We start from the raw sequence: 13919 nt of genomic DNA on the forward strand, positions 1-13919 counted from the left end.
GTGTATTGGCAGAGCGCCGATACAGTTAGAACGGCCGCCCCGGAAACCTTGATCGGGTTAACGATCCGGTTTCCGGGGCGGCCGTTTATGGATGAATTTTAGTTGTGGAAACGCGTGATACCGGTGCTATTTTACCTTAACTGTTTTTACCTTGCTGTATGCGCCGTATACGGTTTTGGAACCGGATTTTTTGTAAGCGCGCACGCGGATATAGTATTTCTTTTCGGATTTCAGCTTTTTCAGAACCACTTTGGTTTTGGCGGTACGTACAGTTTTTACGGAAGATTTTTTGAAGCTCTTTTTCAACGTGTACTGTAGCTGATAGCCGGATGCGCCTTTGACTTTCCGAACGGTGACGGCAGCTTTTTTCTTACCTGCTTTTACAGAGGAAATCTGCGCTTTGGCTACGGTTACTTTGGTTTTCTTCGCTTTTTTCAGTGCCTTCTGCGCTTTTTTCAGCGCTGCTTCGGCGGATTTCTGCGCTGCTTTTGCTTTTTTGGCGCTTGTCTGCGCGGCAGCCAGATCTTTCTTGGCTTTGGAAATGGCATTCTGGGCCGCATTCAGCTGCGCTTCCAGGTCGGCGATTTTCTTCGTGTTCGCGTCTGCGGATTCTTTTGCTTCTGCCAGATTGTTTTTGGCGTCGGCCAGTTCCTTTGCTTTTTCTTCCAGTTTGGTCTTTAAGGTGCCTGTTACGTCTGCCTTGTAGACATCGGTGCATGCCAGGATGGCAGCGCCTTCTCCCTGGAAGTCGTTGGCTCCGTCTCCGTTGTAGTCGATCTTCATGTTTTTGATCTGGAAGGTGGTATCCTGGGAGGATGCTTCCGCGATGATGCCGTTGAAGAAGGCGCCGTTGGAGGTCAGGGTGCCGTTTTTGATTCCGGTGCGGTTGTAGGTGGCAGAGGACAGCAGCTGGGGAATGGTTTCACCATCCAGGATATCGCCGTTGCTTAAAGTCAGCGCTGCCCGGTAGGTGTACTGCGCCGTGTTTCCGCCCATGTTTCCGAATTTTGCCATTTCGCTGTAGGACTGGCTGCCGGCGGTCTCGGCAATCGCGTAAGTGCCGGCCTTCAGGGTGGTCTTCTTCTGATATGCCTTCACCAGATTTTCTTCGGTGCCGTTGACTGCCAGAGTCAGAACACCGCTGTCAGAGGAGGCTTTTACCGTTTGTGTTCTGCCGACGCGGTCCTTTAAAGTGACAGAAGTCACATTGGTGGATGCAGAAGGGCTGTTGATGGTATCATCAGCAGTGGCCTTGGTAGCGGTGTAGTTCTTTCCGTAAGAAATGGAGGAAATGGTGACATCTCCGTATACTCTTCCGCTGGTGACCGGTGTCAGGGCCTCGGTGGTATCCACGGTGTCAGTATCCTGGGAATCGCCTCCGTCTCCGCCGGGCATCGGGCCGTCACCGCCGCCGGGCATCGGACCGCCGCCGGGCGTCTGGCCGCCGCCGGAAGAGGAGGCAGTCAGTTTGACAATAATGTTGGTATTTTCGGTGATTTTTTTGCCCGGATCTTTGATGGTGTAGGTGTTGTCTGAGTTTTTCGTAACTTGGATGGCGTCATTTTCCGAGGTGACGCTGCTGACGGAATAGCCGTCCGCCGGTGTGATTTCCATCTGAATGGATTCGGAAGCTACAGCATTTTCTAGTTTGACAGATGCCAGGGAAGAATTCGGTGTGCCTTCAGAATCCTGGGCCAGGACATGGATTTCCGTGCCGGAGCCGATGAAGGTGGAGGTGCCTAATTTGCCGCTGTCCGCGGTATCTTTGCCTTCGACTTCAGCTTCTTTCATGGTGATGTTGGCGCCTAAGGTTCCTTTGATGTCCTGTTTGCCGTAAACATACAGGGTTACCGGTTTGTCAGACTCAATGGAGCAGCCTTCCCCTACGGTCAGGTCATTGATGTAGCAGGCATCGGCTTCCCCGTTGCTCTTGTCTGCCAGCTGAATGTTCCAGGTGGAGCCGTTGCTTAAGGACACATTGACCGGATTGTTGACCTGGGCGCTGGCTACGTTGTACAGGGCGCCGATTTTGGCGTAGTCGCTCTTCTGACCCCGGTAGTCGCCGCCGTAATAGCAGTTCAGCTCCGTACCGTTTTCCATACGGGTGCCGTCGTCATTGACATGGTAGCCGTAGGATGAGGAAATGGTTCCGTTTAAGGTAGCTTTGTCCAGAGTGACATCCAGCGCCTGGTTGTAATTGTAGATATTGTTCCAGATATTTCCGGTGTAGGTCTGATTCTTCAGGGCTGCGGTGGAAGCAGTGATGGTGGACTTGGTATAGGTGGCATGATCCCCGTTGTCATTGATTTTGTAAGTAGTAACGCCCGGATTGCCGGCATCATCGGATTCGATCAGTTCCACCAGGGTGCCGCCCCAGTTGTTGCTGCTTTCCTTTACATTGTCCAGGTTGACTTTTGCGTTATCCAGCACCACATTGGTATATCCGTTGTTGGCGGAGCCGGATTTGATCTGTACGGCGGTGTCTTCCGCGTTGACGGTGGAATCCTTGATGCTGATGGTTCCGCCGGAGTTTTGCTGGGTCATGACGGCGATCCGTCCGGAGGTCAGCTCAGAATCCGTATAATAGGCGGAAGAAGTGCTGGAAGCCATGATCTGCACGTAATCCGGACTGTAGAATTTGGACTTTTCGATTTTGTCATGCACGCCGGAGTCCGCGTAGGCCACGTAGCCGGATCCTTCCATGGTATAGCCGTACTTTGTGCCGTTGACAGTCTTGGTGGCCGTGTATTCTTTGCCGTCTTTTGCTTTTTCCACGCTGCCGATGCCGGCGGTTACATTGGTGGCTTCGATGGCGTTCTTCCTGTTGTTTTTCTCATAAGAAGTGCCGGAATCGGTGGAAAGCACGCCCCAGCCGGAGGATACCATCAGGGAATCGCTGTAGAGTCCCTGGGCACTGCCGAGAATGTTGGTGGCGCGGACAGTTCCCTCTATGCCCAGCGCGAAGGGCGTACGTTTCATCATGGGAACCACGAGGGCATTGTACTCGTCGTCGGTGTCATCGCCTTCTTCCGCGTAGATCACAGAGTCGTCGATTTTCAGGACGCCATTGCCCTTCGCGGCAGCAGCAGTGCGTATGACGCCGGACGTGTGCACATACGTGTCATCGATTTTGACCGTGGACGTGACCGAGCTGTCATCTTCCGAGGTGCTGTCCGCCGCCAGTACGGGAAGTGCCTGACTGGCAGAGAGAGCCCCGATCATAGACATGACCAGGAAAAGTTTCACTTTCTTGTTTTTCATTTCGCTTTCTTATCCTCCTTTTTTTTCTCCGATTCTCCGCAGATGTACGGAAGCAGAGAATCGGATACGATTTGCAGATACTTAGATTTTATGCAAGGACAGGCGGAAGCAATAGGCGATTTTTTTGGAAAAATAAGAAGTTTTCTTGGAAATGTCTGAAAACGCGAAACAGGAATCGGAAAGGCGGGGAATCAGGCACTTTACAGAAAAGGCGTAAGAAGTGTACAATCATCCAGTGATCTGCTATGTTTTGCGGATCACTGGAATAACGGGACACAGTAAGGGAACTGATCAATATATGTTTGTATTATCAATAAATTACCGGATCGCGGGAGCGGAAGAACGGCAGAAATTTTCGCTGCAGGAGGCGGAAAAAGAGCGGCTGTATGCCGGACTGAAAGAACGGGGCATCTGCCAGGCCGTCTATCTGTTTACCTGCAACCGGTGTGAACTCTATGGCATCGGCAGGTTTTACGAAGCCCTGCAGGTCCTGGCGGAAGTCTGCGGAACGGATCCGTCGGAGATGAAGGAGCAGGTGCTGGTTTATGAAGGACGACGGGCCATGGTCCATCTTTTCCGGGTCATAAGCGGGATGGATTCCATGGTGGTCGGCGAGGATGAGATCCTGGGGCAGATGCGTCAGGCGTATCTGTACGCGAAGGACCGGGGCGCCGCGGCCTATGAGCTGAATACAATTTTTCAGGCAGCGCTGGCCGGAGCAAAAAAAGTGAAGACAGATACGCTGCTTTCGAAAAGTTCCGTCAGTGTGGCTACGCTGGCGGCAGCGAAATGCCATGAATGGAAAGAAGGAAAAAAACGGGTGCTGATGATCGGCGCCGGCGGGGATATCGGGGGCAAGACCATGCTGAACCTGCTGTCTTACGGGGACTGTGAGATCCAGGCCACCTACCGGCGGAGAAGGTTCCGGCAGCAGGGGGTGTCCATGCTTCCGTATGAAGACCGGATCGCGGCAGTCCGCGGCGCGGATATTGTGATCAGCGCAACCGCCAGCCCTCACTATACGCTGGTATATAAGGAACTGAAACAGGCCGGCCTGCCGGAGAAGCAGCGGCTTTTTGTGGATCTGGCGGTTCCCCGGGACATTGACGACGAGGTGCGCCGGCTGCCCGGGGCGGAGCTGATCCGGATCGATGATTTTCAGCAGATTGCCCGGGAAAACAATGCCCGGAAGGAATCCGCGGTGCAGTCCGCGGAGGAGATTCTCCGGGAGCAGCTGGATGAGCTGGAAAAGGAACTGGAATTTCACCGGTTTTTCCCCCGGTTTCAGAAAATGCGGCAGGAGCGGGGCGGGGAGTTTGCCCGTCTGGTCTTCCAGTACCGCAAGGCGGCTACCGCGGAGGAGTTTGACAGCTTTATCCGGGTGCTGGAACGGCTGGAATCCCGGGAATAACGGAACGGAATCGCTTCGGAAATGCCGGGGCAGTGCGGCAGAAGGCGGACCGGAACGGAGCAAACGGGAGTTGCAGCAGAAGGAGCAGGATATGGTTTTATTTCCGTTTTATCAGGATATTGAGAAGAAACGGTTTCTGATCATCGGCGGCGGAAGCGTGGCGGAAGAGAAAATCGGCCGTCTCCGTCAGTTTACGGAGCGGATCACGGTGGTGACGCGCCACAGCCATCTGCCCTATCCGGTGATCCCCGCGGCGGGACGCGCCAGGGAGGAAGTGTACCGGGAAGCTGCGGAAAAGGACCGGATCTGTGTGATTGAAAAATGCTATGAAGAAGCAGATCTGGTCCTGGGGGATTATGTCATCGGCACGGCCAGTGACCGGGAGGTAAACCGGAAGATAGCCCGGGACTGCCGCAGCCGCGGTATCCCGGTGAATATCGCGGATGACAGGGAACTGTGTACCTTTGTATTTCCGGCACTCGTGAAGCGGGGCGACCTTACTGTCGGAATTACGACCAACGGCAAAAGCCCCGCGGTCTCTTCCTATGTGCGGAGACGTCTGGAAGAAGCAATCCCGGAAAATATGGAAGAAATTGTGGAACGCATGGGTGCGCTGCGCGCGGTGCTGCCCCGGTATATTTCCAGACAGCCCGAACGGAAGAAAGCCTATCGGGAAATTTTTTCCCTGCTGCTGCAGACCGGCGGACAGGCGGAGGAATCAGAGGTCCTGGCGGTGATCCGGCGTTACGCGGACCTTTGGGAAGGCAGCCCGGCAGAGGACCGGAAAGAATAAGGGACAGGAAGAACAAGAGCAGGAGAGCAGAGATTTTATGAGAAGGATTCGATTGGCCACCAGAAGCAGCCGTCTGGCCCTGGCGCAGGCAGAAGAGGTCAGACATGCCCTGGAACAGCTTGGATACACGGTGGAGCTTAAGACCGTCACCACACACGGAGACCGGGACCGGAAGAGTCCGCTGACACAGATCGGCGGCAGCGGACTCTTCGTTTCGGAGATTGAGCAGATGCTCCTGCGCGGGGAGGCGGACCTGGCGGTGCATTCCGGCAAAGACCTGCCTTACCGGCTGATGGAAGGGATGGTGATCGGCGGCGTGCCGGCTGCCGAAGACGGCAGAGACTGCCTGGTTTCCAGAAAGGGCGAAGAACTGCCGGAACATCCGCGGATCGGCACCGGGAGCCCGCGGCGTGTGGCCCAGGGACGGGCGCTTTTCCCAGGGGCTGAATTTGCGGAGATTCGGGGCAACGTGGACACCAGGCTCAGGAAACTGTCTGAAGGAAGCTATGATGCGGTGATTCTGGCCCGGGCGGGACTGAACCGGCTGAAAGCGGATCTGTCGGCCTATGACTGCCGGGTGCTGGAACCGTCGGAAATGCTGCCGGCGCCCTGCCAGGGAATCCTGGCAGTGGAATGCCGGGCAGAGGATGAAGCGCTTTGCGCAGCGCTGCGGAAACTGTCGGATCCGCGGAGCTGGAAGCGCTTTACCGCGGAGCGCTGTCTGTTTCAGATGCTGCAGGCGGATTGTTCCATGCCTGTGGGCGTGCGGGCCGAGGTGTCTGCCGCCGCGGGATCTTCGGAAAAGGGGAACGCCTGGGAAAGTATGAAATCCGGGGAAAGGATGGAAGCCGGGGAAGCGTCAGATGCCGGACAGGAACAGCTGACCCTGCAGGGATTTTTCGGCGGACGCCGTGCGGTGCGGACCGGACGGTACGCGGAGTATCCGCGTCTTTGCAGGGAAGTGGCGGATGAACTGCTGCGGCAGACCGGCTCGGTCTGTCTGGTGGGCGCCGGCTGCGGCAGGGACCTGATCACCGTAAAAGGCCTGCGTGCCCTCCGCCAGGCAGAAGTGGCGGTCTATGATGATCTGGCGGACGGGGGGCTTCTGATGGAGACCCCTGCGGACTGCCGGTGGATCTATGTGGGCAAACGGAGCGGCAGACACAGCTGGAAACAGGCAGAGATCAATCAGCTGCTGGTGGAGGAAGCCGGGAAGGGATACCGGGTGGTCCGGCTCAAAGGAGGAGACAGCTTTGTCTTCGGCCGGGGCGGCGAAGAAATCCTGGCCCTGCAGGAAGCGGGGATTCCCTATGAAGTGATACCGGGCATCACATCTTCTGTGGCGGTGCCGGAGCATGGGGGGATTCCGGTGACCCATCGTCAGACGGCGCAGTCCTTTACCGTGATAACCGGGCATTCCGCCTCGGACCGGGAAGAAAATTACAGCGCCCTGGCGCAGCTGGACGGTACGCTGGTGTTTCTGATGGGACTGGGACGCCTGCCGCAGATCACCGGGGAACTGATGCGTCAGGGGAAACCGGCGGATACGCCGGCTGCGGTGATTTCTCAGGGATTTGAAGCAGGGGAACGCCGCTATACCGCCACCCTGGGCACCATTGCGGAAAAGGCGTCCGGTGCCCGGACACCGGCGGTGCTTGTGATCGGGGATACGGCAGGATTTCACATGGAAGGAACGGTCCGGCGGCCGCTGCAGGGAGTCGGGGTCACGGTAACAGGGACTGCGGCGTTTGCCGGAAAACTGGAAGCCAGGCTTGCGGAGCTTGGAGCAGATACCGAGCTGCTGCCCTGCCTGCGGATCCTTCCGGCGGGGGAACGCGTGCCGGAGGATCTGACCGCTTATCAATGGATTGTATTCACCAGCAGCAGCGGGGTGGAGATTTTCTTTGATCAGCTGCGCCGGCGAAATACAGATATCCGCAGGCTTTCCGCGGTCAAATTTGCCTGCATCGGCAGCGGGACAGCCGGAAGCCTGCGGAAAAACGGCATCCTGGCGGATTTTGTGCCTTCCGCGTACACGGCGGAATGCCTCGGCCGGGAGCTGCCGGAGGTGCTGGCTGCCGGGGAACGGGTACTGATTCTGCGGGCAGCGCACGGCTCGCCGGATCTGAATACCGGACTGGACCGGGCCGGCACTGCTTACGCGGATATTCCGATATACCGGACCTGCAGGGAGCCGCGGATTCTGAAAGGAAGCAGGGCAGACCGGGATTATATCGTATTTGCCAGCGCCTCCGGGGTGCGGGCTTATTTTGAAAACTATGGATCTATCGGCACTGCCTGTCCGGTGTGCATCGGAGAAAGCACCAGAAAGGCACTTCTGCCGTATAATACCGGCAGGTGTCTGGTGCCGCGGGTGCATACGGCAGAGGGGCTGGTGGAAGTAATACAGAGGGATATGGAAGCAGACAGGAGGAAACAGACACCATGAGACGTTTTCGCAGACTGAGACAGTCAGAAAAAATGAGAGAGTTTGTCCGGGAAAACCGGGTAACAGCGCAGGATTTGATCTATCCGCTGTTTATTGAAGAGGGAGAAAATATCAAAAACCCGGTTCCTTCCATGCCGCAGGTGTATCAGTATTCGCTGGACCGGGTGCATGAGATTCTGGATGAGCTGACCGAATTAAAAATTCCTGCAGTGCTGCTGTTTGGCATTCCGGCGCATAAAGACCCGGAAGGAAGCAGCGCTTACGATCCCCATGGGGTGGTTCAGGAAGCGATCCGCTATATCCGGAAAAATTATCCGCAGCTGCTGATTATCGCGGATATCTGCCTGTGTGAATATACGTCCCACGGACACTGCGGTCTGGTGCAGGGAGAAACCATTTTAAATGACGCGACCCTGCCCCTGCTGGCCCGTATGGCTGTGACTGCCGCACAGGCCGGCGCGGATATCGTGGCGCCTTCGGATATGATGGACGGCCGCGTGGCGGCGATTCGCGAAGCGTTAGACGCGGCGGATCTGTCGCAGGTACCGATCTTAAGCTACAGCGCGAAATATGCCTCCGGCTATTACGGCCCGTTCCGTGACGCGGCGGGATCCGCCCCCCATTTCGGCGACCGGAAATCCTATCAGATGGATCCGGCCAACGGAAGGGAAGCCATGCGGGAGATTCAGGATGACCTGGAAGAAGGGGCGGATATGATTATCGTAAAGCCGGCGCTGGCATACCTGGACATTCTGAGAGAAGCCAGAGAGCAGGTTTCTGTACCAATTGTAACTTATAATGTCTCCGGCGAATATGCCATGGTCAAGGCAGCGGCCCAAAACGGCTGGATCGATGAACGGCGGATTGTGCTGGAGAATATGACAGCCATGAAACGGGCCGGCGCCGACCGGATTATCACCTATCACGCGCTGGATGTAGCCCGCTGGCTGCAGGAAGAAAACTAAGCGGAACGCAGAGAGAGAGAATCCCGGAACGCGTGCACTTGGCGTGCGCCGGGAAGAGAGGTGGAGAATTTGAAGACAGATTGTTCCAAGAAGGAATTTATCCGGGCACAGCAGGTGATCCCGGGGGGAGTCAACAGTCCCGTGCGGGCCTTTCGCGCCGTGGGACAGGATCCGCTGTTTATCAGCCGGGCAGAAGGCTCCCATATCTATGATATGGACGGAAATGAATATATTGACTATGTATGCTCCTGGGGCCCGAATATTCTGGGCCACGCCCATCCCTGGGTGATTCATGAGGTACAGCGGGTCTGCGAGCAGGGGCTGACCTTCGGGGCGCCGACCGTACTGGAGACAGAGCTGGCGGAGATGATTGTGGATGCAGTGCCGGCGGCTGAACAGGTACGGCTGGTTTCCAGCGGGACGGAAGCGGTGATGAGCGCGGTGCGGGCCGCCCGGGGTTATACCGGACGGAATAAAATCGTGAAATTTGCCGGCAATTATCACGGCCACAGCGACGGACTCCTGGTAAAAGCCGGCAGCGGCCTGCTGACCGAGGCGGTTCCGGACAGCAGCGGTGTGCCGGAAGGCTATGTGCAGTACACGCTGCAGGCGGAATACAATGACCGGGATTCTGTGGAGCGTCTCTTTGCGGAACAGGGCGGGGAAATCGCTGCGGTGCTGGTGGAGCCGGTGGCCGCTAATATGGGCGTGGTTCCGCCGGAAGAAGGATTTCTGGCATTTCTGCGGGAGATTACGAAGCGGTACGGCGCGCTTCTGATTTTTGATGAAGTCATCACCGGATTCCGTCTGGCTTACGGCGGTGCTGGTGCCTGTTTCGGGGTAACGCCTGACCTGGTGACCCTTGGAAAGATCGTAGGGGGCGGAATGCCTCTGGCGGCTTACTGTGGAAAAAAAGAGATCATGCAGGTGGTTGCGCCGGCAGGATCTGTGTATCAGGCCGGTACCCTGTCCGGCAACCCGGTGGCGGTAACCGCAGGACTGGAAACACTGAAGATTTTAAAGGAAAATCCGGAGATTTACCGGGAGCTGGATGAAAAAGGGGCGCGGCTGGAAGCCGCTTTTCGCGCGGCCGGAAAGCAGGTAAACCGCGTGGGCTCCCTGTGTTCGGTGTTTTTCTCGGAGGGACCGGTGACGGATTACCGTACGGCACAGACCTGCGATACGGAGGCATTCGCCCGGTATTTCTCGCATATGCTGTCCCATGGAATTTATGTGGCACCCAGTCAGTTTGAAGCCATGTTTGTGTCCTGCGCCCATACGGATGAGGATCTGGAGCGTACGGTGGAAGCGATTCGCACTCTGGAGAACTGAGAAAAGCTGCAGCAAAATCAAAGAAAAATTTTTACATTTGCCCGTGTGTTCGGAAATCACAGCCCCGAACGCACGGGATTTTTTGTACATATATTCCGGAAAGGCAGGAAAACCAGGGGTGACAACGTTTTCATCCGTTGTGCGGGAGAGGCGCATCGCAGCGGATACTGTCCGCCATGGGCCAGAGGGTTCCCGTGAAACCGCCGTCAGAAGCCAGGAGGACGCCCCGCGCATTCTCTGGATACCAGCGGGTGGTAAAGACAAGGGCTCCGCGGTTGACATAGATTTCCAGGAGGGAGGCATCCATGAGGATCCGCAGTTCCCGCACCTGCGGGCAGACCCCATGGCGGATGGTGCGTCCGCGGCCGGTGTTGTTCAGAAAACGCAGGGAAAGCATTCCCTCCGCGAAGGTCAGGACCAGGTCCGAGGAAAACCGCAGGGTAAAGGCCTGCTGTGCCAGCGCCGTCCGGCGCTCCAGTTCCAGATCGAAGGAAAAGCCGGGAGTCAGCACCGTTTGTTTTTCCAGAGGACAGGAAACCGGCGCCTGCCGCAGGGCCTCCAGCTCCCGGATCGGGTACTGAAGAATACGGTCCGGGGTGACGGTAAGCTCCCGGAGCAGTGTCAGGGAATGCTGCCAGCCTTCCGCGACTGCCGGCAGATTGTCATAGGGCGCATCCGGCACACCGGCCCAGCCGATCAGAACCCGTCTCCCGTCGGGAAGGGAAAAGGTCTGGGGCGCGTAAAAGTCAAATCCCTGATCCCATTCCTGAAAACGGTCCGGAAGGAGACACTTGTTTAACGTGTCCGATGGGGCATCGGTCAGGGCCCCTTCCGGAAGGATCAGATAACCGGAGGAATAGATGTTCTGAAATTTTTCCGTGCCCTGGGGAATTCCCTGGGGGCAGAAGGCCAGAACTTCCGATTCGCCGCAGGAAAAGTAATCCGGACATTCCAGCATATAGCCAAAGGGGGCTTCCGGCCGGATATCCCGGGCCAGGGTCCAGTGTTTCCGGTCGGACGACCGGTAGAGCAGGAGCGCGGCCTGGGAGTCTCTGGTACGGGCTCCAAGCAGCAGATAACAGCAGCCGTCCGCCTGCCAGACTTTTGGATCCCGCACATGACAGCTCATGGCAGCCGGATAGTCTTCGTTGGTCAGCAGAACTTCTTTTGGGGAAAAGGACAGGCCGTCCGCGCTTTTCAGATACAGGACATTATGGCCGCGGCCTTCGTTGATATAGTCGTAGTTTCCGGGGTGCTTGACATTTCCCGTGTAAAACAGCTCCAGACTGCCGGATCCGGTGTAAGCGGTGCCGGAGTAGGCGCCGCTGCAGTCGTAGGGAGAATCCGGCGCCACGGCAATGCCTTCGTAGTCCCACCGGATCAGATCCCGGGATGTGTAGTGTCCCCAGCATTTGCTGCCGCTGCCGTGGGGGGAATCCGGCGCGTACTGAAAAAAGATGTGGCAGCGGTCCCCCCACCAGCAGCTTCCGTTGGGGTCATTCAGCCACCCTGCGGGCGGAAGCAGATGAAAATGATGACGATAACGGGGTGTAATCATGGCAGACCTCCTCAGGACGCGGCGGGCGCTTTTTTCTCCACCCGGAGAATCGGCTCCATGGCATTTCTGTGTCCCAGGGGTTCCGGTGTGACAGAAGCGAAATCGTCGGGATTTGCCACCAGTACCGGAGTGGCCAGCGGGTATCCGGCTTCTGTGATTTTCGGAATATCAAAGGAAATCAGCAGGTCGCCGGCTTTGACCGGATCGCCCTGTTTTTTGTGGGCAGTGAAATACCTGCCTTCCAGCTGTACGGTGTCAATGCCGATATGAATCAGCAGTTCGATGCCGTCTGTGGTGGTAATGCCCACCGCGTGCTTCGTGTCAAACAGCATGGACAGGGTGCCGTCTGCCGGCGCGTATACAGCGCCTTCCTCCGGTAGAATGGCGACGCCGGCGCCTAAGAAGCCCTGGGAGAAGGTTTCGTCCGGGACTTCGGACAGGGGGATGACCTCCCCTTTGATGGGCGTCAGCAGGAGGCCTTCTTCATAGGAAGCATAGACAGATGCGGCAGGAGCGGAGGCGGCATCTTCAGACGGACGGCCGGCGGATTCGCCGGAAAGTGACGCGTCAGAAGCAGAAGGGTCGGAAAGGGAAGCTTCCGTGTCATCGGCTGTGTTTTCTGCTGCTGTGGGATCGGCTGCTGCGGCACTGCCGTCTTTTGCCGGATCCCGGTACAGGATGAAAGAGATGAGGAAGGCCACCACAAAGGAAACGGCCATCACCAGCGCGTAGGTGGTAGCGAATTTGGTAGTAATCAGGAAACCAAACAGACCGGTGATTCCATAGGCATTGGCGTAGATTCCGCTGACTGCGGCCACAAAACCGCCGGCAGCGCCGCCGATACAGCCGGCGACAAACGGACGCATGAACCGGATATTGACACCGAAGATGGCAGGCTCGGTAATTCCCAGAAAAGCGGAGAGGGAAGCCGGCATAGCCATGGATTTGATTTTCTGGTCTTTGGACTTGATGCCTACGGCAAGGGCAGCTGCGCCCTGCCCCACATTTGCGGCAGTGGCAATGGGCATCCAGGTATTCATAGGAGTGGCCATCGAGCACATCTCTGCTTCAATCATATTGTACATATGGTGCAGGCCTGCGACTACGGTAATCGCGTAGACGCCGCCGATGATGATGCCGCCGATGCCAAAGGGCAGGCCGATCAGCGCCTGGGCGCCGTCCAGTACCCATCCTTCCACAGTGGAGAATACGGGGCCGATGATGGTCATGGTGAGATAGCCGGTCACCAGGACAGTTACCAGAGGGGTGACAAACAGGTCCAGCATGGCCGGGACGATTTTGTGCAGTTTTTTCTCAAGGACGCACATCAGGAAAATGGCGATAATCACAGGGATCACATGTCCCTGGTAACCGACCTGGTCCACATGGAAGAGCCCGAACCAGACACTCCAGGTGGGAATGGTCTTGCCCGCTTCTTTCAGGGCGGATACACTCCAGGAGTTGATCAGATTCGGGTGAATCATGATAAAGCCGATAACAGCCGCCAGGAACTGGTTGCCGCCGAATTTTTTGGCGGCGCTGATGGCGATCAGAATCGGCAGCATGGCCAGCGCGGCGCCGGCAAACAGATTGATGATGCTGTACAGGCTGCTGTCGGTAATGGAAGGAATGGCTGCGGCCAGACCGCCCAGGATACCGTTCAGAAGACCGCTGGCTACGATGGCCGGGATGATCGGCACAAAGATATCGCCCAGGGTCTTGATGCCCCGCAGGAAAATATTCTGCTTCTGGGCAGCGGCAGCCTTGACATCGTCCTTGGAACCGCCTTCGATCCCTGCCAGGGCGATAAATTCATCAAAGACATGATTGACAATTCCGGTTCCGTAGATCACCTGGATCTGCCCGGAGGCCTCAAAGCAGCCTTTGACTCCCTCGGCCGCCTCCACGGCGTCTTTGTTCAGCTTGCTGTTGTCCGCGATGACAAGGCGCAGCCGGGTGGCGCAGTGGGCAGCGGACACCACGTTTTCCTTGCCGCCGACCGCCTTGAGCACATCCGCGGCAGATGTTCTGTAATTCATAACGTTCCTCCCTGAAGAATATGAAACTGATTACACAAATAACAGATGTAATCGTTGCTAAAAGGTGCAAAATAAAAAAGAAACTTGTGTGAAATCGTTCCCATATATGAT

The 13919-nt window shown here is 56.8% G+C and carries 8 protein-coding genes; 5 read left to right on the forward strand and 3 right to left on the reverse strand.

The genetic code is table 11. The features are described 5' to 3' along the window. Positions 1–126: 126 nt before the first annotated feature. Complete coding sequence (locus CXIVA_RS07650; protein ID WP_013977433.1) at positions 127–3261, reverse strand: hypothetical protein; 3135 nt, start codon at positions 3259–3261, stop codon at positions 127–129. 298 nt (positions 3262–3559) lie between these two features. Between CXIVA_RS07650 and hemA the strand changes: the two genes are divergently transcribed. From hemA to hemL, 5 genes are all read left to right on the forward strand, one after another. Beyond that, on the forward strand, positions 3560–4672 hold the full coding sequence (gene hemA / locus CXIVA_RS07655; protein WP_013977434.1) for a glutamyl-tRNA reductase: 1113 nt from the start codon (positions 3560–3562) through the stop codon (positions 4670–4672). Positions 4673–4763: 91 nt separating this feature from the next. Beyond that, positions 4764–5465, forward strand: a complete 702-nt coding sequence (locus CXIVA_RS13430) for a bifunctional precorrin-2 dehydrogenase/sirohydrochlorin ferrochelatase (RefSeq protein WP_013977435.1) — start codon at positions 4764–4766, stop codon at positions 5463–5465. A gap of 37 nt (positions 5466–5502) precedes the next feature. After that, entirely contained in the window at positions 5503–7914 is a 2412-nt protein-coding gene (hemC, locus tag CXIVA_RS13865; protein WP_083834986.1) for a hydroxymethylbilane synthase, read from the forward strand. Beyond that, on the forward strand, positions 7911–8879 hold the full coding sequence (gene hemB / locus CXIVA_RS07670) for a porphobilinogen synthase (protein ID WP_013977437.1): 969 nt from the start codon (positions 7911–7913) through the stop codon (positions 8877–8879). Before hemC ends, hemB begins: the two co-directional genes overlap by 4 nt. A gap of 69 nt (positions 8880–8948) precedes the next feature. Then, positions 8949–10211: a glutamate-1-semialdehyde 2,1-aminomutase gene (gene hemL / locus CXIVA_RS07675; protein WP_041728747.1), complete on the forward strand. Its 1263-nt coding sequence runs from the start codon at positions 8949–8951 to the stop codon at positions 10209–10211. Positions 10212–10341: 130 nt separating this feature from the next. On the opposite strand, the gene CXIVA_RS07680 is transcribed toward hemL, so the two are convergent. Together CXIVA_RS07680 and CXIVA_RS07685 are read right to left on the reverse strand one after the other, a co-directional pair. Then, a complete protein-coding gene (locus tag CXIVA_RS07680; protein WP_013977439.1) occupies positions 10342–11769 on the reverse strand; it encodes a glycoside hydrolase family 32 protein in 1428 nt (475 codons plus the stop codon). An 11-nt stretch (positions 11770–11780) separates the two neighbouring features. Beyond that, positions 11781–13808, reverse strand: a complete 2028-nt coding sequence (locus tag CXIVA_RS07685; RefSeq protein ID WP_013977440.1) for a PTS transporter subunit IIBCA — start codon at positions 13806–13808, stop codon at positions 11781–11783. Positions 13809–13919 lie beyond the last annotated feature (111 nt).

The sequence above is a fragment of the Clostridium sp. SY8519 genome, assembly GCF_000270305.1.
Taxonomy (GTDB): Bacteria; Bacillota; Clostridia; order Lachnospirales; family Lachnospiraceae; genus SY8519.

Bases quoted from the DNA above. Each gene is read 5' to 3' on its own strand.
- CXIVA_RS07650 (WP_013977433.1), bottom strand. From the start codon at position 3,261: ATGAAAAACAAGAAAGTGAAACTTTTCCTGGTCATGTCTATGATCGGG.
- hemA (WP_013977434.1), top strand. From the start codon at position 3,560: ATGTTTGTATTATCAATAAATTACCGGATCGCGGGAGCGGAAGAACGG.
- CXIVA_RS13430 (WP_013977435.1), top strand. From the start codon at position 4,764: ATGGTTTTATTTCCGTTTTATCAGGATATTGAGAAGAAACGGTTTCTG.
- hemC (WP_083834986.1), top strand. From the start codon at position 5,503: ATGAGAAGGATTCGATTGGCCACCAGAAGCAGCCGTCTGGCCCTGGCG.
- hemB (WP_013977437.1), top strand. From the start codon at position 7,911: ATGAGACGTTTTCGCAGACTGAGACAGTCAGAAAAAATGAGAGAGTTT.
- CXIVA_RS07680 (WP_013977439.1), bottom strand. From the start codon at position 11,769: ATGATTACACCCCGTTATCGTCATCATTTTCATCTGCTTCCGCCCGCA.
- CXIVA_RS07685 (WP_013977440.1), bottom strand. From the start codon at position 13,808: ATGAATTACAGAACATCTGCCGCGGATGTGCTCAAGGCGGTCGGCGGC.